This is a genomic window from Psychrobacter cibarius (assembly GCA_030686115.1).
GTDB classification, from domain to species: domain Bacteria; phylum Pseudomonadota; class Gammaproteobacteria; order Pseudomonadales; family Moraxellaceae; genus Psychrobacter; species Psychrobacter cibarius_C.
Genome location: CP131612.1, coordinates 2,933,964 through 2,953,647, shown reverse-complemented (window position 1 = coordinate 2,953,647; position 19,684 = coordinate 2,933,964). Strand labels below are relative to the sequence as shown.

14 protein-coding genes are annotated in these 19,684 nt (G+C 43.4%); 8 read left to right on the top strand and 6 right to left on the bottom strand.

The features are described 5' to 3' along the window. The first annotated feature begins 298 nt into the window (after positions 1-298). The 5 genes from Q6344_12580 to Q6344_12560 all read left to right on the top strand — a co-directional run bounded on the left by Q6344_12580 (position 299) and on the right by Q6344_12560 (position 8,142). A complete protein-coding gene (locus Q6344_12580; GenBank protein WLG13421.1) occupies positions 299-3,232 on the top strand; it encodes a valine--tRNA ligase in 2,934 nt (977 codons plus the stop codon). A gap of 347 nt (positions 3,233-3,579) precedes the next feature. Continuing rightward, entirely contained in the window at positions 3,580-5,556 is a 1,977-nt protein-coding gene (locus Q6344_12575; protein ID WLG13420.1) for an ATP-binding protein, read from the top strand. 118 nt (positions 5,557-5,674) lie between these two features. Further along, entirely contained in the window at positions 5,675-6,970 is a 1,296-nt protein-coding gene (locus Q6344_12570; protein WLG13419.1) for a VWA domain-containing protein, read from the top strand. 295 nt (positions 6,971-7,265) lie between these two features. Continuing rightward, on the top strand, positions 7,266-7,688 hold the full coding sequence (locus Q6344_12565; GenBank protein ID WLG13418.1) for a YbaN family protein: 423 nt from the start codon (positions 7,266-7,268) through the stop codon (positions 7,686-7,688). Between the two features lie 244 nt (positions 7,689-7,932). Then, on the top strand, positions 7,933-8,142 hold the full coding sequence (locus tag Q6344_12560; GenBank protein ID WLG13417.1) for a cold-shock protein: 210 nt from the start codon (positions 7,933-7,935) through the stop codon (positions 8,140-8,142). A 180-nt stretch (positions 8,143-8,322) separates the two neighbouring features. Here Q6344_12560 and Q6344_12555 read toward each other — a convergent pair whose 3' ends face one another. After that, complete coding sequence (locus tag Q6344_12555) at positions 8,323-9,405, bottom strand: YeiH family putative sulfate export transporter (protein WLG13416.1); 1,083 nt, start codon at positions 9,403-9,405, stop codon at positions 8,323-8,325. A 233-nt stretch (positions 9,406-9,638) separates the two neighbouring features. Here Q6344_12555 and Q6344_12550 point away from each other — a divergent pair, with 233 nt between their 5' ends. Further along, positions 9,639-10,574 (top strand): LysR substrate-binding domain-containing protein, encoded by a 936-nt coding sequence (locus Q6344_12550; protein ID WLG13415.1) that lies wholly within the window; start codon positions 9,639-9,641, stop codon positions 10,572-10,574. Between the two features lie 165 nt (positions 10,575-10,739). Here Q6344_12550 and Q6344_12545 read toward each other — a convergent pair whose 3' ends face one another. After that, positions 10,740-11,201, bottom strand: coding sequence for a universal stress protein (locus Q6344_12545; protein WLG13414.1), 462 nt, complete (start codon positions 11,199-11,201; stop codon positions 10,740-10,742). A gap of 437 nt (positions 11,202-11,638) precedes the next feature. Between Q6344_12545 and Q6344_12540 the strand changes: the two genes are divergently transcribed. Beyond that, positions 11,639-14,716 carry an insulinase family protein gene (locus Q6344_12540; protein ID WLG13413.1) on the top strand — a complete coding sequence of 1,026 codons (3,078 nt, stop codon included), beginning with the start codon at positions 11,639-11,641 and terminating at the stop codon, positions 14,714-14,716. Between the two features lie 100 nt (positions 14,717-14,816). On the opposite strand, the gene Q6344_12535 is transcribed toward Q6344_12540, so the two are convergent. The 3 genes from Q6344_12535 to Q6344_12525 all read right to left on the bottom strand — a co-directional run bounded on the left by Q6344_12535 (position 14,817) and on the right by Q6344_12525 (position 17,415). Beyond that, complete coding sequence (locus tag Q6344_12535) at positions 14,817-16,145, bottom strand: serine hydrolase (GenBank protein ID WLG13412.1); 1,329 nt, start codon at positions 16,143-16,145, stop codon at positions 14,817-14,819. A 161-nt stretch (positions 16,146-16,306) separates the two neighbouring features. Further along, positions 16,307-16,870, bottom strand: a complete 564-nt coding sequence (locus Q6344_12530) for an NUDIX hydrolase (GenBank protein WLG13411.1) — start codon at positions 16,868-16,870, stop codon at positions 16,307-16,309. 320 nt (positions 16,871-17,190) lie between these two features. Further along, complete coding sequence (locus Q6344_12525; GenBank protein WLG15217.1) at positions 17,191-17,415, bottom strand: HPP family protein; 225 nt, start codon at positions 17,413-17,415, stop codon at positions 17,191-17,193. A gap of 33 nt (positions 17,416-17,448) precedes the next feature. On the opposite strand from Q6344_12525, the gene Q6344_12520 reads away from it, so the two are divergent. Then, on the top strand, positions 17,449-18,183 hold the full coding sequence (locus tag Q6344_12520; protein WLG13410.1) for a CoA pyrophosphatase: 735 nt from the start codon (positions 17,449-17,451) through the stop codon (positions 18,181-18,183). Between the two features lie 67 nt (positions 18,184-18,250). Here the strand turns inward: Q6344_12520 and Q6344_12515 are convergent, their stop codons facing one another. Then, a complete protein-coding gene (locus Q6344_12515; protein WLG13409.1) occupies positions 18,251-19,615 on the bottom strand; it encodes an oxygenase MpaB family protein in 1,365 nt (454 codons plus the stop codon). Positions 19,616-19,684 lie beyond the last annotated feature (69 nt).

Sequence of the window (19,684 nt, the reverse complement as noted above, 5' to 3'; positions counted from 1 at the left end):
AGATCATGATTTTAGGATAAAGACGCCATTTATATGCTAGTGATGTTATAAAATATATCTCATAGCATGACCCATATTTTATAACATCACTAGCACTTATTTTGTGGGATTCTCATTCGATTGAGGGCCTTTATGGGCTTTTGCGCTTATTAATGGGGCAATGCCACTCTGCAAGTCTGATAAATTGCCTTAGCATCTAACAAAATCTGGCCATCTGCGTTAAAATCACTCTATTCATGATTTTCCTAATTTTTATATTCGCTTTAATCACATTCAATCAATAAAAGATAATGCCATTATGAGTAACCACAACCTCACTACATCTATTCAAGCGGCCTTAAGCCAGTTAGAGAATGCGTACAATCCTGCGGAAGTCGAAGCAGGCATGTATCAAGGCTGGGAAGAAAGCGGCTATTTTAAGCCGACGTTTGACAAAGAAGAGTCATTTTCTATCGCACTACCACCGCCGAACGTCACCGGCTCTCTGCATATGGGTCATGGATTTAACAACGCGATTATGGATGCGCTCACGCGTTATCATCGCATGGATGGTGACAATACGCTTTGGCAACCGGGTACAGATCATGCTGGTATCGCGACCCAAATGGTCGTTGAACGTCGCCTCGAAGCACAAGGACTCAAACGCCGTGATATGACGCGTGAAGACTTCGTCGATAAAGTGTGGGAATGGAAAGAAGAGTCGGGCGGCAATATCACCAGCCAAATTCGCCGTTTGGGCAGCTCGGTTGATTGGTCACGTGAGCGTTTTACCATGGATGATGGTCTGTCTAACGCGGTAAAAGAAGTGTTCGTACGCCTATTCGACGATGGCCTTATCTATCGTGGTAAGCGTTTGGTGAACTGGGATCCTAAGTTCCAAACCGCGCTGTCTGATTTAGAAGTTGAAAACCACGACGAAAAAGGCAGTTTGTGGCATTTCCGCTATCATTTCACGGATAAAGACCTAACCACCCAAGATGGTAAAAATTATCTTGTGGTAGCCACCACGCGTCCTGAGACATTGCTTGGTGATACGGCTGTCGCGGTCAATCCTAGCGATGAGCGTTATGCACATTTAGTCGGCAAAACCATTACCTTGCCAATTACGGGTCGTGTCGTGCCTATCGTCGCTGATGATTATGTCGAAAAAGACTTCGGTACGGGCTGCGTAAAAATCACCCCAGCGCACGATTTCAACGATTATGAGTTGGGTCGTCGTCATAGCTTGCCATTGATTAATATCCTCGATGAGCGCGCCAATATCTTAGCATCGATGGAAGTATATCCTGACTTGCAAACGCGTGAGCCAGAATTAGAAACCACACCTAGCGAGTATGCAGGACTTGAGCGTTTTGCCGCTCGTAAGTTCCTTGTAGCGCAAGCAGGCGAGCAAGGCTGGCTAGAAGATATCGAAGACTATGCACTCAAAGCCCCGCGTGCTGAGCGTGGCGGTACGATCGTTGAGCCATGGTTGACCGATCAGTGGTATGTCGCAGTTAAAGAGCTTGCCAAGCCTGCGATTGACGCGGTAGAAGACGGCAGCATCGAGTTCGTCCCTGCACAGTACAAAAACATGTATATGTCGTGGATGACGGATCTGCAAGACTGGTGTATCAGTCGTCAGCTGTGGTGGGGACATCGTATCCCTGCATGGTATGACGATGCGACGGGTGAAATCTATGTCGCCCGTGACGAAGCCGAAGTCCGTAGTAAATACAGTCTCAGCGATGACGTGATCTTGCGCCAAGATGATGACGTACTCGATACGTGGTTCAGCTCAGGTCTGTGGACGTTTAGTACGCTTGACTGGGCAGACGTCAACGCCGATCCACGCGTGATGGACACCTTCCACCCAACCAGCGTGTTGGTGACAGGTTTTGACATTATCTTCTTTTGGGTTGCTCGCATGATCATGATGACCATGCACTTCGTGAAAAACGAAGATGGCACGCCGCAAGTACCATTTAAGACTGTCTATGTGCATGGTCTGGTGCGTGATGGCAATGGTCAAAAAATGTCAAAATCGAAAGGTAACGTCTTAGATCCGATTGATCTGATCGATGGTATTGATCTAGAAGCACTGGTCGAAAAACGCACCAGCAATATGATGAATCCAAAAGACGCGGCCAAGATTGAGAAGCAAACGCGTAAAGAGTTCCCAGAAGGCATCCCAGCCTTTGGTACGGATGCGCTGCGCTTTACCTTTACATCCTTAGCCAGTACCGGTCGCGATATCAACTTTGATCTAAAGCGCGTCGAAGGCTATCGTAACTTCTGTAATAAAATCTGGAACGCCAGCCGTTTTGTACTCATGAACTGCGTCGATAGCGAAGGCAATGCCAAGCCTATCGATCAAGCGGCCAACCCTGACGTTTGGGAATTACCAGAAAAATGGATCATGAGCCGCCTGAACTCTACCGTTGCCGATATTCATCAGCATTTTGCTCAGTATCGTCTCGATATGGTCAGCCAAGATATCTATGAGTTTATCTGGAATGAGTACTGTGATTGGTATGTTGAGCTTGCCAAAGCCAGTCTAAATGATGACTCGGTGTCTGATGAGCGTAAAGCGCAAATCCGTTATGTGCTACTGCACGTGTTAGAGACGGCGCTACGCTTTAGCCATCCAATCATGCCGTATCTGACCGAGCAAATCTGGCAGACGGTGGCACCGCTACTGGGTCGCAAAAACACGGACAGCATCGTGGTCGCTGACTATCCAAAAACGGATGAGGCACAAATCAGTGAGCAGGTTGAGGCGGATATGGCATGGCTACAAGAGCTCATCGCTAGCGTCCGTAACATCCGTGGTGAGATGAAATTGGGTAATGCCGTACGTCTGCCAGTGCTACTACAAAATATCTCTAGCGATGAAGATGCGCGTCTGTCACGTATCAAAAACCAGTTCAAAGCGCTTGCCAAAGTCGAGAGCTTAGAGATCGTCAAAGAAGGCGATGAAGTGCCGCTATCATCATCAAGTATGGTCGGTCAGCTACGCGTGCTTGTCCCGATGAAAGGGCTGATTGATCCAACAGCTGAGCTGGCTCGTTTAGGTAAGTCATATGATAAGCTGAAAGGTCAAGCCGAAGGCATCGCCCGCAAGCTCGGTAATGAAGGCTTTGTGAGTAAAGCGCCTGCGGAAGTGGTCGATGCTGAAAAGGCTAAACTGGCTGAGCTAGAAGGGCAGTTGACGGCGATGACGGCGCAGATGGAGCAGTTGAAAGCGTTGTAAATAAAGCGTAAATATCTATAGTAATAAAGAACGCTGTCACAATTGTGATGGCGTTCTTTTACTTGGTTACTGGTTGGTTCTCTAATCAACTTTTGATTCTAAGAAATAACTGAATATTTGTGTGCTATTATCTATATCCTATTGAGATTAGCTCGAATATATCTTTATAAGTTGCAAAAACTATCGTCAGTAAAGCCCCTGTAGAAGTGGTCGATGCTGAGAAAGAGAAACTGGCTGAGTTAGAAGGGCAGCTCACGGCGATGATGGAGCAGTTGAAAGCGTTGTAGTTTTTTATGGTCGATTGAGTTGTACGATGGTAGCTTGATTCAATAAAAGAGGATTTAAATATGCAAAATGAAGATATAGAGCTTTCCGTTCAAGTTACTTCTGACTCAATTAAGAAAAAATTTAAAACATTAGAGCCAATCAAAGCCATTTTTGAATTAATCTGGAATGGTTTAGATGCGTGTGCTGATAGAGTTGTTATAAACATTGAACGCAATGAATTAGATGGACTTGTATCCATTACTGTTAGTGATAATGGTAATGGAATCAATTTTGATCAAGGAGAAGAATGTGGCTTTTTGAAATTTGATGATTCAAACAAAAAGGCTGACATAAATACACATGGTAAAGATGGAATAGGTCGTTTCTCATTCCATAAATTAAGTAATAATGCAGAATGGCATACGAAGAATAATGGTAATAGTTATAAAGCAACTATCCATGAGTCTAATTTACACAAGATCATACTTAAATCTACTAAAGATACTGAGTATCCATTTTTAATGAAAGAGAAGTCGGGTACTACAGTTCAATTAACAGGGTTTAATGCTTCAAATGGCTCTCTACCCAGTGATGAGAAGATTTTAAATTTACTTTCATGCGAGTTTGGATGGTTTCTAGCTTACCATCAAACTGCTAAGATACTATTTGATGGAGTTAGAGTTCACGTTCCTAAAAACGACGTAAAACACGAAAGTGCTGAGCTTGAAGGTTATGAATTTAATATCTCTGTATTTCGCTGGCATGACAAGCCAACTTCAGAGAAATCATACATATACTTTACTGATAAAAATAATAAAGTTGTTTATAAAGATCTCAGTAGATTCAATAAAAAGCTAGGATTTTATACATCAGCAGTTATAAGCTCAAAATTTAATAGTAAATTTGACAATGATCTATATGAAATGGACGGTTCACGAAAAGTAATAAGTGCCGTTTCAAAAGTTGTTTATGATATGCAAACTGATCTATATAACAGTTTTCTAAGAGCACGAGCTGAATTTCTAATAGAGAATTATGAAAATAAGGGTTTTTTTGACCATATTTATAGTAATGGTAATGATCTTCAAAAATGGAATTTAGAAAATACAAAAAGAGTAGTTAAAGAGCTCTATATTGCAGATCCTAGAATTTTTAATAATTTAAGTGAGAAGCCTGCTAAAATTTTAGTACGTTTATTGGATAGAATTCTGGTATCAAATGAAAACGGTGCTTTGTTTGAAGTGCTCGAAGGCGTATTAGATTTGGACTCTGAACATGTAGAACGATTAGCAGATTTAATTCAAAATACCAAACTAGAAAATATAATTAGTACAGTTGAAATTATTTCTAGGAGATTACAAGTTATAAAAATGCTTCGAAGCATTATGGTAAATGACTATAAAAACGTATTAGAAACTCCTGATTTACAACAAGTGATTGAGTCAAATAGCTGGTTGTTTGGAGAGCAATACTCGATTTTAGGTGCAGAAGAAGATGATTTTAATAGGACTGCAAAAAATCTAAGAGACTCAATTAGAGGTATCAAAGAAATAACTGTTGAAGACGTTGAAGACGTGACAGTTGAAGGTTCGAAACGTCAAGTAGACTTGTTTTTAGCAAGTAAACGAATGATTTTTGATGAAAACAATAACAAGATATTTAAATGCGTTATCATTGAGATTAAACGTCCTAGTATTTCATTAAGTAAAAAACATTTAAGGCAACTAGAAGATTATGCAGAGATTATTCAAAAAAGCTCAGCGTTTGGTATAAGTGAAAATTTAAGATTTGATTTGATTTTAGTTGGTAGAAAAGTCTCTAATCAAGATACTTCGATTCAAGGTAGCTTAGAAGGTATGAAGCCTTATCATGAAAAAGGTTTAGTGGGACTATCCGATAACAGACGAATTAAAAGTTATGTTAAGGATTGGCTATCACTACTAGACGAACATGAACTTTCAGCAAACTACATTTTAGAAAGACTAAAACCTAAGTTACCTGATTACTCACTAACAAAAAGTAAAGATCTGATTGAAGTTTTACAAGAGCCAGCTTAACTTAGAAGATATCTCTCTCTCGTTATATTTAGATTATTGAGAAACGAAAGCTTTATCCATTCTGAAATGTTAAAATTTAGTTATGATTGGTAACTAAACTTCTTTAAAAGGAATTTTAATGCTTTCTCTCACCGTTGGACAACGCGCGCCTTTAAGCAACCTTGCTATTGACGACACCGCACCCATCACGCTTAAGTTCACCCGCCAAAGTCCGATAGAGATGGACATCAGCTGCTTTGCCTTAGACGCAGCGGGTAAGCTGATTAATGATGATTACATGGTGTTTTATAATCAGCCAACCTCACCATGCGGACAAATCAAGCTCAGCCATTACGAGTCGCAGCCAACGGCGAATAAAGGCATCCAGGCCGAGTTTGAGGTTAACTTATCCAAACTGACGACTAATATAGACAGCTTGTTTTTTGTATTATCAGCCGACACGCCGCTGAATCAAATTCAATCGTTAGAGATTGGCATTTGGCAGCAATCACAAAAGGCGCAGGCAGAATATCAAGCAGCAGACTTTGCCCAGCAGCAAGCCAGTATGCTAATGCAGCTTTATCGTAAGAGTGGTGTTTGGCGAGTATCTAATGTTGCGCAAGGCTTTAATGGTGGACTTGCCGCCATCGTGCAGCATTTCGGTGGTGACGTAGAAGAGGGTAGCCCGCAAACAATAGAGGTAACCGCAACGCCAGTTCAAGCAAAACCATCGTTAGAGAAGGTCATGCTAGACAAAGCCCCAAAACTGGTCAATCTGGCCAAAAAAGCCACGATATCGCTTGAGAAGCGCCAATTGCAGCAATTAACCGCAAAGGTGGCACTGGTATTAGATGCCTCAGGCTCAATGAACAGACAGTATAAACAAGGCCGCGTGCAAGAAGTGGTCAATCGTCTATTGCCATTGGCAGTGAGCTTCGATGATGACCAAGCGCTCGACTGTTGGGCTTTTGCCCGAGATCCGCAGTATTTGGGTGAGATTGGGCTGAGTAACTATGAAGGCTTTATTGACAACGCTCACGGCGGCTGGCGCAAATGGGCACTTGGCCCGCGTGTAAATAACGAAGCAGAAGTCATGAAAGCCGTGACGGAGTTTTATCAAAAGGACGGCTTGGATGTGCCTGTATACGTACTATTTATCAGTGATGGCGGGGTGAATGATAATCGCGGTATCACTAAAGTCATGACGGAAGCTGCGAAATTACCGATATTTTGGCAGTTTGTGGGCTTGGGTGGTCGTGGTTATGGCATCCTAAAAAAACTAGATGATATGACAGGGCGCGTGATCGATAATTGCGACTTTTTTGAATTAGATGACTTGGACGATATCAGCGAAGAAGCGTTATATGAAAACATGCTAGAAGAGTTTCCAAGCTGGCTAAAAGAAGCACGCGAGATAGGGTTGATAGCGAAATAAATAAATTAGGATATTATCTTCAACGATAAAACCGTTCATAGTCTAACTATGAGCGGTTTTTTATTGCTAAAAATTCAGTCAAAGGTTGTGAGCTCACTTACCTAACCACTAACCAAACATACCTATTGATAGCAAAAACCTCGTAAAAATAGCCTTGTACCATTTTGAGTGATATTGCATGCTTAGCTACCTATATAGGTAGGCAGTTCTATCAATGATTATCTGGTTTAACAATTTAGCTGTCTAACATTCATTAAATATTAGCCACTCCATATCATTCAATGACAGTATTTTTATGAGCCAACACAAAAAAGCCTTTTATTATCGACCCAAAACCAATCAGCATAACAGCCCAACGGTGCGTTGGACGTTTGTCATACTGGGCTGGCTATTTTTTGTATTAGGGATTATCGGTGTGTTGCTGCCAGTCATGCCGACTGCGCCTTTTATATTACTGGCGGCAGGTTGCTGGGCGCGTAGTTCGCGGCGCTTTCATTTTTGGTTGATTAATCATAAATACTTTGGGAAATTTGTCCGCGATTGGGAAAATAATCATGCGGTGCCACTCTATGCTAAGTGGTTAGCGACAATAATGATGACTATTTCAACAACGATGTTATTTTTTAATATTCCCGCCAATATGATATGGATGGCATGGCTGGTAGCCGTGGTCTGTACTGGGGTAGCGGTCTATTTGTTCCGTTTGCCAAATGCCTAAAATACGTTGATTTTCAGATCAAAAATCGTAAGAAATGGGCTTTAGTTACATGAAAGCTAAGATAAGACTTGCGAAATCAGGATGTTCCCCCTATAATACGTCCAAGCTTAAGAGCAGTTCTGCACCAAATCATTACCTCGTAGTATTAGTTATAATCCTTCGTTTTAATATTTATCGTTCAGTAGCTATTTGCAAGCGTTATCGGTCACTAGGCCATTAATAAATTTAAAAGTAGGATTATATTATGTCAGACGTTCAAAAAGGTACAGTTAAGTGGTTCAACGAAGCTAAAGGCTTTGGTTTTATCGCTCCAGAAACTGGCGCAGACGTTTTTGCTCATTACAGCGAAATCACTGGTTCAGGCTTCAAAACTTTAGCTGAAGGCCAAGAAGTTGAGTTCACTGTAACTCAAGGTCAAAAAGGCCCACAAGCCCATAACATCGTTGCTATCTAATTTGTCTTTATAGACACTTAGAGCAAGATGAAAAAAAAGCGAACCTTCGGGTTCGTTTTTTTTCGTCTAAAATTTGGTGTAGATTACTCATAACAAAGCCTACTTACTATGTTAATAGTCTTAGGCTTTGTTGATTCTGCATAAGTTTATAGTAGGCAAGCCATCATAGAAATGAGCGTTTTATAAAAAACTGATACCTATATTAATCAATCCACCGCCAACGATCAGCCAAGCAAACATAATCGCCCCCAAGATAAGGGGTTTAACGCCAGCTTGTTTAATAGCGCCCAAATGCGTGGTTAGACCAAGTGCAAACATCGCCATGGTGAGCAGCACATCGTCTAGCATCACCATACTACGCTCAAAGCTTGCGGTCATCGGCACCCAAGTGTGTAGTAAGACGATGGCAATGAATATAAAGGCAAACCAAGGAACTTTGACTTGTTGGACGCGATTCATAAACGATGGTTTTTTGCCATTGTCGCTGCTACCTTTGGTTAAGGCAAACGATAAAATAAGTAAAAAAGGGGCAAGCATCATGACGCGTATCATCTTGGTGACAACCGCTGTGTCACCCACTTCGGGACTGACTGCGTTACCAGCGACGACGACTTGCGCCACTTCATGAATGGTGGAACCCGTATAAATCCCGTACTGCTGAGCATTTAGCCAAGGTTGCAACCAACCAAGATGGTATAAAAACGGATAGAGCAGCATCGCAACCGTACCAAAGACCACCACTGTCGCCACGGCAATAGTGACTTTGTGGGCTTCCGCTTTGACCACTGGCTCGGCGGCAATCACTGCGGCGGCACCGCAAATACTCGCGCCTGACCCAATCAATAGCGTCGTTTGTTTATCGACTTTTAACCATCGGGTACCTATCCAATAGGTGAGTAAAAAGGTCGATGTCAATACCAACGCATCGCTCATCACCGCAGACAGTCCGACACTTGATACTTGTGTTAGGGTCAGCTTAAAGCCATAAAACATGATGGCGAGGCGCAATATTTGACCTTTGGCAAATGCCACGCCGACACTTAAGCGCTCAGCAAGGTTAGGATAGACCGTATTGCCCAATACCATACCAATGAGAATGGCTAAAGTGAGAGAAGACAAGCCAACGATACGTCCATTGGTCCATGTGTTGACACTAGTATTGAGCCACAAACAAAATAAGCTGCCAATCAGCACGACGATGAGCCCTGCTAGATGGCGGCTGCGCGGGAAATAGTTATTTACTGATTGAGTCAAGGCGTACATGACTGACTGTCCTATTATGTATTATCTATAATCGAAATAAGCATAAGCTTATGAATAGACATTATAAGGCAGACCAATCTATAATAAAAACAGATTAATTAGATAAAAACTATAGATTTTTTAGGTTAATAAAAGTCTTTGGGCTAAAAAGATGGTTTTTTAGATCATGGAAGATTTTAAAAATAACAGGTGGTTTTTAGATTGTATCAATAAGATGGGGTGTCAGAGAAATTATGAAAAAAGCCATGCAGGTATTACCAAAGATTACCCTCAAGCAATTATCGGTGTTTGTCAGTATTTATCAAACAGGTAGTACCAGCCGTGCCAGTGAAGCGCTGCATTTATCACAGTCGGCCGTCAGTAGTGCGCTGACAGAATTAGAAGCAAGGCTGCAAATGCCACTGTTTGAGCGCGTCGGGCGTAGGCTCAATCAGCACCCCAATGCCCATCCTATTTATATACAGGCGCAAGCTATCTTGGGGCAGGCATTAACTCTAGAGCATTATCATAAGCATCAAGCAGGGCAGATTCATATCGGTGCCAGTACCACGATAGGCAATTATGTGCTGCCGCCGCTGCTTGCCAAGCTATATGCAACGCTACCCGACGCCCATATCGATATGTATATCGCCAATACTCAAGAAGTGGTCAGCGAAGTTGAACAATTAAATATTGATATTGCGCTCGTAGAGGGTATGCCGCGCCCGACAGATATGAAAGTCATTGAGCAGCGTGCGTGGCGGACAGATACCTTGATGATCTTTACCAAGCGCGATAGCAAATGGTTGACAGGCATGGCAGCGTATAATGATGCGGATAATTGCTACGAGCTTAGCATTGCACAACTGGCAAAACTGCCGCTATTGGTACGAGAGGCAGGGTCAGGTACACGGCAAATTATCGACGAGCAGCTGCTCAAGCATTTGCCTGATGCGGAAATTGTGATGGCGATTCAGCAATCGGAAGCTATTAAGCATATGGTGAGTGCAGATATTGGTCTTGGTTGTTTATCACAGCATGTCATTCAGGCAGAGCTGACAGCAGGAGCGCTGGCACAGGTGAAAGTCGCGGGCATCGATTTGTCACGGACTTGGTGGCTAGTGTGGCATAAAGCCCGCCATCAAAGCCCGATTTGGCAAAGCTTTATTGATATTTTGACGGAAGATTAATTTTAGTGATAAATATAGAGGTATTAGAAATATAGAGGTGTTAGCGAGAATATCTACTATTTTAATGAATAATAAAAAAGCGCAATGTCAGACAATGCGCTTTTTTTAATGTGCTTTTTTAATAGTTTTAACTAACTTGAAAACAACGTTAAGTCTTTTCTTAAACTACTTATTCACAGGCTTATCCAGTCTCACGACCAAGCTATCGCATGGGACGTTAGGCAAAATATTATCTGCCGTCGCGCCACTGAGCCAAGCGGCGATACCATGGCGTTCATGACGACCGATGACCAACAAATCAACGTCATGCTTGTGACAATAGTTGACGATGCCTTCACTGTTAGAGATGGCAGTGGTCACTTCAGAATTCACCGCATGTAGATCATTACGCTCCAAAAACTGTGCCAGTTTGGCACGCGCTTCTTGACAGCGTTCATCGTCAATCTCATCGTATAAGCTGGAGGCTGGCACCAGCTCATAGCCAAAACCAACCATAGTATCTTTGACGATATGTAATACCGATAACTTGGCGTTAGGACGATTCTCGACGATACGTTTGGCCTTTTGGGCGACCACATCAGCATCGGACATTAAGTCGGTGACCAATAAAATATGTTCGTAACTCATGAGCGGCTCCTTGTGACAGATGATTTTAACTATAGCACTACTGATGGCTGCTGTTAAGTAAGCTTTGAGTTCGCTTTGTGAAAATCTGACATTCTGCCATATTGGTCATCTTTATCACTATAGTATCTTGACTTATGAAGGTCCGAACCCCATCTAATTCCGTTAGGCAAATTCTTTTTAATTTATACCAGCGCATTGCTGTCATTTAAAATGATGCACGGGTACATGCCATTAAATTTGAATATTACTCATAGGTTAATCACAATAATACTCACAATATTTTTATATAATTATCATATAAAAAAGACCCTACGATAAGTATTACATACACTATTTATCTATTGTTTACTCCGATTTTATTTTATCGCCACTGACTATATTTAGTCACTAATCGCATATTATTCTAAATAAAATTAGAGCAATCCATAAGGAAAATTATGACCGACACGTTATCTACTACTGATCTAACTTTGCATCCTGCCTTTGAGCTGATTGAGCATCGCCATATCGATGCATTGTCGATGGACGTATTAATAAGCCAGCACGTCAAAACAGGAGCGATGCATTACCATTTGGCACATCCGAGTGACGAAAATGCCTTTTTGATTGGCTTTCGCACTCAGCCAATGGATTCAAAAGGCGAGGCGCATATTTTAGAGCACGTGGCTTTATGTGGCTCTGAGAAGTTCCCTGTTCGTGACCCGTTTTTCTCTATGATTAAGCGTTCGCTCAATACTTTTATGAATGCGATGACCGCTGCCGATTGGACGGCGTATCCGTATGCGACGCAAAATAAAAATGACTACTTTAATTTGCTAGCCGTTTATTTGGATGCCTCGTTTTTTCCAAATATTCATCCGCTGGATTTTGCCCAAGAAGGCATTCGTGTAGAGTTAGACGAAAATGACAAGCCGCAATTTAAAGGTATCGTTTTTAATGAAATGAAAGGCGCAATGAGTGGTGAGATTGACCAGTTGTATCATACGGTCGCCCATCATTTATTCCCAACGACGACGTATCACTATAATTCGGGCGGCGATCCTGCCGATATCCCAGACTTGACGCATACTGAGCTGGTTGAGTTTCATCAGAGCCATTATCATCCGTCAAATAGCGTGATTATGAGCTTTGGTAATATTCCAGTCGCTGAAACCCAAGCTAAAATCCATGAAGATGCCTTGATTCAGTTTGAAGCGGGTAAAAAACATGTCTCGCGTCCTGAAAAACGCCTGTCTGCACCGATTAGCGCAATTGATACTTATACGGCTGACGAAGTAGGTCCTGACCAAACCCATCACGTGATTGCGTGGTTATTACCATCGATTACTGATCCCAAGCAGCGTTTGGCATTGCGTTTATTAGAAGGCGTGTTGGTTGAGCATGCTGGTTCGCCGCTGCGTGCGTATCTAGATAGCCATCCACTCGGTAAAGCGCCAAGTCCACTACTAGGGCTGGATGACAGTCATTATGAAATGGTCTTTTATACCGGTCTGCGCGGTTCAAACCCTGAACATGCCGAAGCGGTAGAGCAAGGCATTATTGATTTGCTTACACAAGTGGCGAGCAAGCCGATTGATGATGAAACGATCGAAACCATCTTGCATCAAATCGAGATTGATCAGCGCCATATCGGCGGCGATAGCATGCCCTATGGTCTAAATCTCATGCTAGAAGGCTTTAGTACTGCTATTCATGACGGTAATCCTATCGATGTCTGGGAAGTTGATGAGCACCTAAAATGGCTACGTGAGCAAGTAAAAGATGCGCAATGGTTACCGAATTTAATCAAGCAGCATTTGCTTGATAATCAGCATCGTGTCCGCGTCACAATGACGCCTGACAGCGAAAAAACTGCCCGTTTGGCGGCAGCTGAGCAGACCCGTCTTGATACCATCGAGATGGATTTGACCGCTGATGATAAAGCCGTCTTAAAACAACAAGCGCTTGATTTGGCAGCACGCCAAGCCGCGCCTGATGATTTAAGCTTATTACCAAAAGTGGGTTTAGAAGACGTACCGACCGATATCAGCTTTAAACAAGGCACGCAAAAGCAGATTAATTTGAGCGGCAAAGAAAGTACGCTATTTGAATATGAAGCGGGCACCAACGGCTTATATTATTATCAAATAATTGTACCGTTGACTGATGCGATTGGTAATGAGGATACAAGCGAGCTACCCGTTAATGAAGTCATTAATCATCCGCTGTTGCCTATCTATTTAAGCTTATTATCAGAGCTAGGTACAGATTCTCTAAGTGCCCATGAAATGCAGGCCAAACAAGCGGCGCATTCATCAGGGGTGACGGCGCGTATCAGCCAACGTACCAATGTCGATGACAGCCAAGCGATTAGCAGCTATTTCGTCGTGGCAACGCGCGCGCTGAATCGTAAACCCGAAGCGATTGATTTGCTCAAAGAAGTCATGGAACACAGTATTTTTAGTGAGCATGATCGTATCAAAGAAATCTTGCAGCAGCGTCAAGCAGGCTGGCAATCAAACCTTGCTGGTTCAGGGCATTCCTATGCGATGCAAACCGCCAGCCGTGGTATGAGTCGCCAAGCGCAATTAGAATATGTACGCAGTGGTTTGCCAGCATTGAACGCGCTAAAAGACTTCTTAACCCATGCCAGTAGCGATGATGCACAGTGGGATAAACTTGCAACCAGTTTGATGGACTTACATCAACGTCTAATTAGTTTGCCTAAGCACGCGGTTATCATCTGTGAAGCGGAGCAAACCGAACGCTTAAGCAATTTAATCGTTGATAGCTGGAAAGACAGTCAAGCGCCAAAAATTGCAGCGCAGTTAAAAAATACCGATGCGAGTATCGACGCCAATATCCCAAGCGAGTTTGCCGAATTGCAACTTGATGCGGCGTTAAATGGTGAGAAAGACGCGGTCAAAGCGCTAGAAAGTGATGTGACGCTCGATGTTGAAGACTTGGCGTGGCTAGTGCCAACCAACGTCTATCATAATGCCAGTGCTTATACCGTGCCAGCCGCTGACCATCCTGATACGGCTGCCCTGATGGTACTCGCGCCTTATCTACGCAATGGTTATCTGCATAGCGCTATTCGTGAGCGCGGCGGTGCTTATGGCGGCGGTGCGGGCTACGATGCCAATGCCTGTGCCTTTAAGTTCTTTAGCTACCGTGACCCGCAGTGTGCTGAAACTTTTGCCCATTTTGATGCCAGTATCGAGTGGCTATTGAATGAGCCACAAACCGATGAGCAATTAGAAGAAGCCATCTTAGGTATTATCTCAGGAATGGATAAGCCAGGCTCTCCAGCAGGGGAGGCGGTTAAAGCCTGCTTTGCTGACTTACATCATCGCGGTGTAGAGTGGCAGCGTAAAATGCGCGCCGCCATTTTAGCGGTGACAGTTGCAGACTTGCAGCGTGTTGCTAAGCAATACCTCCAAGGTCAAAAGCATGTACGTGCAGTACTCGCGCCTTATGATAAGGAAGCGGTAGTGCAAGAGATAGGCTTTAGCGTTTGTAAAATTAAAAGTTAATCTTCTTCAAGTTTGCTGATTTAATTGTTATAAACAAACCGCCGCTTTCACTAAAAATGGAAGCGGCGGTTTTTATTGCTTGATAGCGTTTTTTAAAGGCTTACTTTTTGATTAAGTAATTGGCGACTGCTTTATAGGCAGGTAAAGAAGTAGGGTCGATTTTACCGTTACTGGCGTCTGGGTATGACGCAAAACGCACAATGACCATATCAGCTGCTGGATCTACATAGACAGTTTGACCGTGGACGCCGCGTGCTGCATAGATGGGCGTGGGGTTATTAAATAACCACCACATGCTTGTGTAGCTGCCGTTAGTCAGCTGCTTATAATCGGCTTTCGCAAAAGCCTCTTTATCGCCACCCGCTTCGATATTATCAACGACCGCAGCTGGGAATAAGCGCTTACCATTAATCTCGCCTTTATTGAGCATCAAGCTACCAATGCGTGCCATATCATGCAAACCTGCACTAAGACCGCCGCCAGCAAACGGCGTACCTTTAGCATCGACCGTCATATAGGCGCTTTGTTCAGCACCGATTTTTTGCCAGATGCGTTCCGAGAGTAATTCATTCACCGCTTTACCAGTCGTACGCGAAATAATCCAACCTAGCGCGTCGCTATTAATGGTGCGATAGTTGAAAGCTTCCCCATGTTCGCCGTTCTTCTTAACTGTTTGCAGGTACTCAAAGTAACCATTGGGTCCTTTATAATCTTTTGGTTTTGGTAATGGGCTTGCCGCTTCTGAATACTTCCAGATATCGGCATTAGGATCAGCATAGTCTTCGCTATAATCGAGCGCTGTGGTCATGTCCATGACTTGGCGTACGGTTGCATCACCAAAGCCACTGTTTTTGAGCTCTGGAATGATAGACGCCACCAAAGCTTTATCGTCAAGCTTACCTTCGGTCACGAGGATTTCTGCTAACAGCCCAGTCATTGATTTAGTCATCGACATTGCCGCATGATTGCCCAGCTCATTGAGGCAGCCGTTTTGGCGCTCGTATACCACCTTGCCATGATGCATGACCATAATGCCGTCAGTATAATTGGCATCCAGTGATTGCTTCCAAGTCATCGGGCGCTTACTGTTAGTAGGCATAAAGGTGATGGCATCGATGTTTTTATCTAACGCATAGCTGAGCTTGGAAGGCGCGCCGATACCGCGACTGACGTCAGTGGTGGGCATCAATTCACGGATATGACAGACCGTCCAACGCAGCTTGGGAAAACTAAAAAAATTAGAGGAAGGTTGAGTAATCAGTTTATCGGCAGGCGGTGGAAAACCTTGCATCCAGCCAAGCGTTTGTGGGTCGGATTGTTTGGCGGTTAACCGTGTGTCATCCGCATGGCTGGTGATACTTATACTGGTTAGGGCCATGGCGATGGTCAGTGGTAGTAGCGGTAAAGAGCGTTGCAATAAAGTCAGCATAATATTCTCGCAAGTCGGCTTAAACGATTAACTTCAGACAATAAAAAACCATTGATAAGTGGCTATATTCAAAACTTAGCATAAGACTTATCAATGGTTTTTACCAACCACTTTTGTAAAGCAGTCGATTTTTTATAAGGTTATTTTTTATATGCTTAGAGCTAGTAGCGCTTGATTGCTTGGTCTTTACCGATGATATCCTGATGAATAGGGAAATTTTCATGATTATCGTATTGCTTGCGGTCAGCAAAGTAACTTTTTAGGGTGCGACGTACCGCTTCAAAGGCAAGTTTGTCCCATGGAATGTCTTCTTCGGTAAATAACGCACAATCGAGACTTTCAGAGCCGATGCCATAAGCGCCGTCTTTTAGCTCAGTGATATAGATACTATAAATTTGCCCGATATCAGGAATATCATATAGGCAATATAAATGCGGATTGATGACGACCGCTTCTGCTTCTTCAAAGCTTTCACGAGCGGCCCCTTCTGCCATGGTTTCGCCATTTTCCATAAAGCCAGCTGGCAGTGTCCATAAGCCATACTGTGGCTCGATCGCGCGGCGACATAGCAATACCCGATGCTTATGCACAACGAGTGAGCCACAAATCACTTTTGGATTTTCATAGTGAATATAGTGGCAATTGGGGCATACCAAGCGTGGGATATTATCCGTGGCTGGTATTTTGCGTTCCGCTTCATGACCGCATTGTAAACAATAGCGCATATCAACTGCCTTATTTAATGATAAATAGAAATGATAAAAAGGGTTGTCGTTCTTTGAAGAATTATGATTCTTATTTTATAAAATAGTATGACTTTAGCTTATCAGGAGTTATGTGATCATAGCTGTTAATCCTAAGATAACACAAATTCTCATCACACTGGCAGTGATAATAACAAGCACACAGGTTTGCGCAACTGCTTACGGCTACGGTTGCTATTAATGAATGTATTAGCAGGCAGAGCAGGACAGTCACATAAAGTATATGCAGTCACGATAAGATTGCGCTAGGCTAGACTCACGCTAACTATTAAATGATAGCTTTACCTATAACGAGAGTAATGGCTGCCGCGACTGGTGTTGTTGTAAATAAGGGCAACCAGCAAAGCGTACGCATTTGTCAGAGTAGGGGGTATTAAAAAATGCCACTTTACGTCGCCAAGCATAACGATAAATGAATGGAGGCCAGCATGTAGATGCGATACGCGTAGCAATAATACTGGCGCAAGCGTTGTACATATTGCGAGAGATAAGCTCCACCATTCGATGCTTAATTCTAATAAAAATATAGGGCAATAATCATGTTACTTCCCCCGCAGTCGCTACGTTTTGATGAGTTTTCAGTCGCTGTGCCGGACTTTATTCGTTATCCCACTATTAGAACGCTGGCGGAACGGGTGCAGCATGAGACCTTAAATGCCGTTACCAGTCCTGCGCTGTATGAGGCTAGCACTTCTCGTAGCACTCGCATTCTAGATAGCTTGTATCAAACACCCATTGCCGATGCCTCGGTATTGGTTGCCATTACCCATGAACGCCATCCAAAACTGCTACTGACACGCCGCGCTGCGCACATGAATAGCCATGCTGGCGAGGTCTCTTGCGTTGGTGGTAAACATGACGCAGGCGACGGTAATAATGTCGTCACCGCTTTGCGTGAAGCCTGTGAAGAGACCGCACTACCATCTAGTAAAGTTCAGCTAATTGGTCAATTGCCCATTCAAACCTCTAAAAGCGGTATGAGTGTGCGTCCTATTGTGGCGCTGATAGCACCCGATTTATTGTTAGTACCTGAGCTTGGTGAAATCTCGCGTATTTTTTGGGCAGATTTTGAAACCTTGCTGACTCAGCCTACTGTCGAGTATGCGGTAGAATATGCAATGCAAGATAAGATCGCGACCATTCTCACGCCTAGCTGGCAAGTGGATGGTGAAACGGTTTGGGGTCTGACAGGACGAGTCATTGCCAGCTTGTTAGAAACAGGCTTTGATCGCCAGCTTGAGTGGTATTATCGTATCCAAAATACGCGAAATTAATCCGTAAGGCGACTGACGTCTAATCATTATTCATTTTTTTTATCTACTTTGCTTTATTTATAATTGCTTACTTATAATAATCGTCGTTTTTTTTAAGCCACCAGTTCATATTATCTTGGCGTTTGGCGCGGAAGGCTTCTAATTTTTCAGCCACACTTTGATTGTGCTGACGTGCCGTATCGAGCGCAAAGAGAATCGGCACTGACGATAAGACACCAAAGCGGATTTTTGATTTTGGCAAATCCAGCCCATCGCCAATATCATCGCCGACCAAGGTACGGGTCACGCTAGCATTAACCATCTCAACGAAACGCCCCCGCCGATTGTCTTCGCCCATCAGCTGACGTGGCAAATCATGCAGAGCCTTGGCTAATGGTTGCCCCATTTTAAAATCAAGTTGCTGAATTGATAAATAGGTATAAAGCCACTCCCAACAGGCGGTTTCATCTTTTGGCAGGCGCTCTAAGTCAACCCCCATCCAATAACTGGCAAGATTCCATAGATGCAGAATACCTGCCGCTTCTTCAGTGCTGATGCGTGCGCCAAGCAGCCGTAACCCGCGCATAATCAATAATGAAAACTGCAAATGAGTAGCAATCATATCAGTTTGATTGATAGGAAGACCCCAATAATCAGTATTCCAGCTGCCATCTGGGTTGTGATGTTGGTTGGCATTTGGTATGACGCCTTTAGCAGCATTGCCTTTACCTTTGAGCAAGTTTTGCCGTACTAGGGTATGAATTTGCCGCACCTTGATTGATTGCCGCCAACCTTCAGAAGCAATCGCCAATACTTGCTCGGTAGACTGACGTTGATTATGGGCGTTTGTATTCGACTTATGTAATGGGGGGTGTTCAGAGACGGCTAGGATATAAGCGTAAGTACGCATCAGGCGGGGCAAGGCATCGTGCATCAATGCGCCTGTCTGAATGAGCGGCAGGGAGAGGGCAGGAATGCTGTAGCCTGCCATCAGGGCGACATTACGTAATAGCCAAATCAGCATCAGCGGATAGCGGCGATAGGCAACTGCACCGATTTGGGCAAGCTTGGGATCGAACCAATCGGGATGATGGCTAAATTGTTTAATCAAGGCGTTAAATGCAGAGTTGTTTGCGAGATCCGCGTCGAAGTTATTGCTGCTATCGCTGATAATAAATTGCTGTAAGGGCTTTGCAAAACGAATGCCGTCAGCGGCTAACGTATCTGCCAGTGAATCACCAATATCGTAGCCCGCGACTATTTCATTTAATAAATCTTGTGAGATAACGAAGTCTTTTGGCAATAAATAACACTTGATGCGCTTTAAGACTTGCAAGTCGCTATGGTCATCAATCGCGGTCGTCCGTCCGTGACGCTGATAAGGTTTTATTGAGGGTCGTTGTTGATTCAAAGTAGCAGCCGTCTGTTTATCAGTTATGTTGATTGAATCCATATTTATCAAATGCCTTCTTACCAAATGCTTTCTTACCAAATATTTTCCTATTAGATTATTTCACAAGGC

Excerpts from the sequence above, each read along its gene's own strand:
- Q6344_12550 (WLG13415.1), top strand. The coding sequence starts at position 9,639 with ATGAAAAAAGCCATGCAGGTATTACCAAAGATTACCCTCAAGCAATTA.
- Q6344_12555 (WLG13416.1), bottom strand. The coding sequence starts at position 9,405 with ATGTACGCCTTGACTCAATCAGTAAATAACTATTTCCCGCGCAGCCGC.
- Q6344_12530 (WLG13411.1), bottom strand. The coding sequence starts at position 16,870 with ATGCGCTATTGTTTACAATGCGGTCATGAAGCGGAACGCAAAATACCA.
- Q6344_12560 (WLG13417.1), top strand. The coding sequence starts at position 7,933 with ATGTCAGACGTTCAAAAAGGTACAGTTAAGTGGTTCAACGAAGCTAAA.
- Q6344_12535 (WLG13412.1), bottom strand. The coding sequence starts at position 16,145 with ATGCTGACTTTATTGCAACGCTCTTTACCGCTACTACCACTGACCATC.
- Q6344_12520 (WLG13410.1), top strand. The coding sequence starts at position 17,449 with ATGTTACTTCCCCCGCAGTCGCTACGTTTTGATGAGTTTTCAGTCGCT.
- Q6344_12565 (WLG13418.1), top strand. The coding sequence starts at position 7,266 with ATGAGCCAACACAAAAAAGCCTTTTATTATCGACCCAAAACCAATCAG.
- Q6344_12545 (WLG13414.1), bottom strand. The coding sequence starts at position 11,201 with ATGAGTTACGAACATATTTTATTGGTCACCGACTTAATGTCCGATGCT.
- Q6344_12540 (WLG13413.1), top strand. The coding sequence starts at position 11,639 with ATGACCGACACGTTATCTACTACTGATCTAACTTTGCATCCTGCCTTT.
- Q6344_12515 (WLG13409.1), bottom strand. The coding sequence starts at position 19,615 with ATGGATTCAATCAACATAACTGATAAACAGACGGCTGCTACTTTGAAT.
- Q6344_12570 (WLG13419.1), top strand. The coding sequence starts at position 5,675 with ATGCTTTCTCTCACCGTTGGACAACGCGCGCCTTTAAGCAACCTTGCT.
- Q6344_12575 (WLG13420.1), top strand. The coding sequence starts at position 3,580 with ATGCAAAATGAAGATATAGAGCTTTCCGTTCAAGTTACTTCTGACTCA.
- Q6344_12580 (WLG13421.1), top strand. The coding sequence starts at position 299 with ATGAGTAACCACAACCTCACTACATCTATTCAAGCGGCCTTAAGCCAG.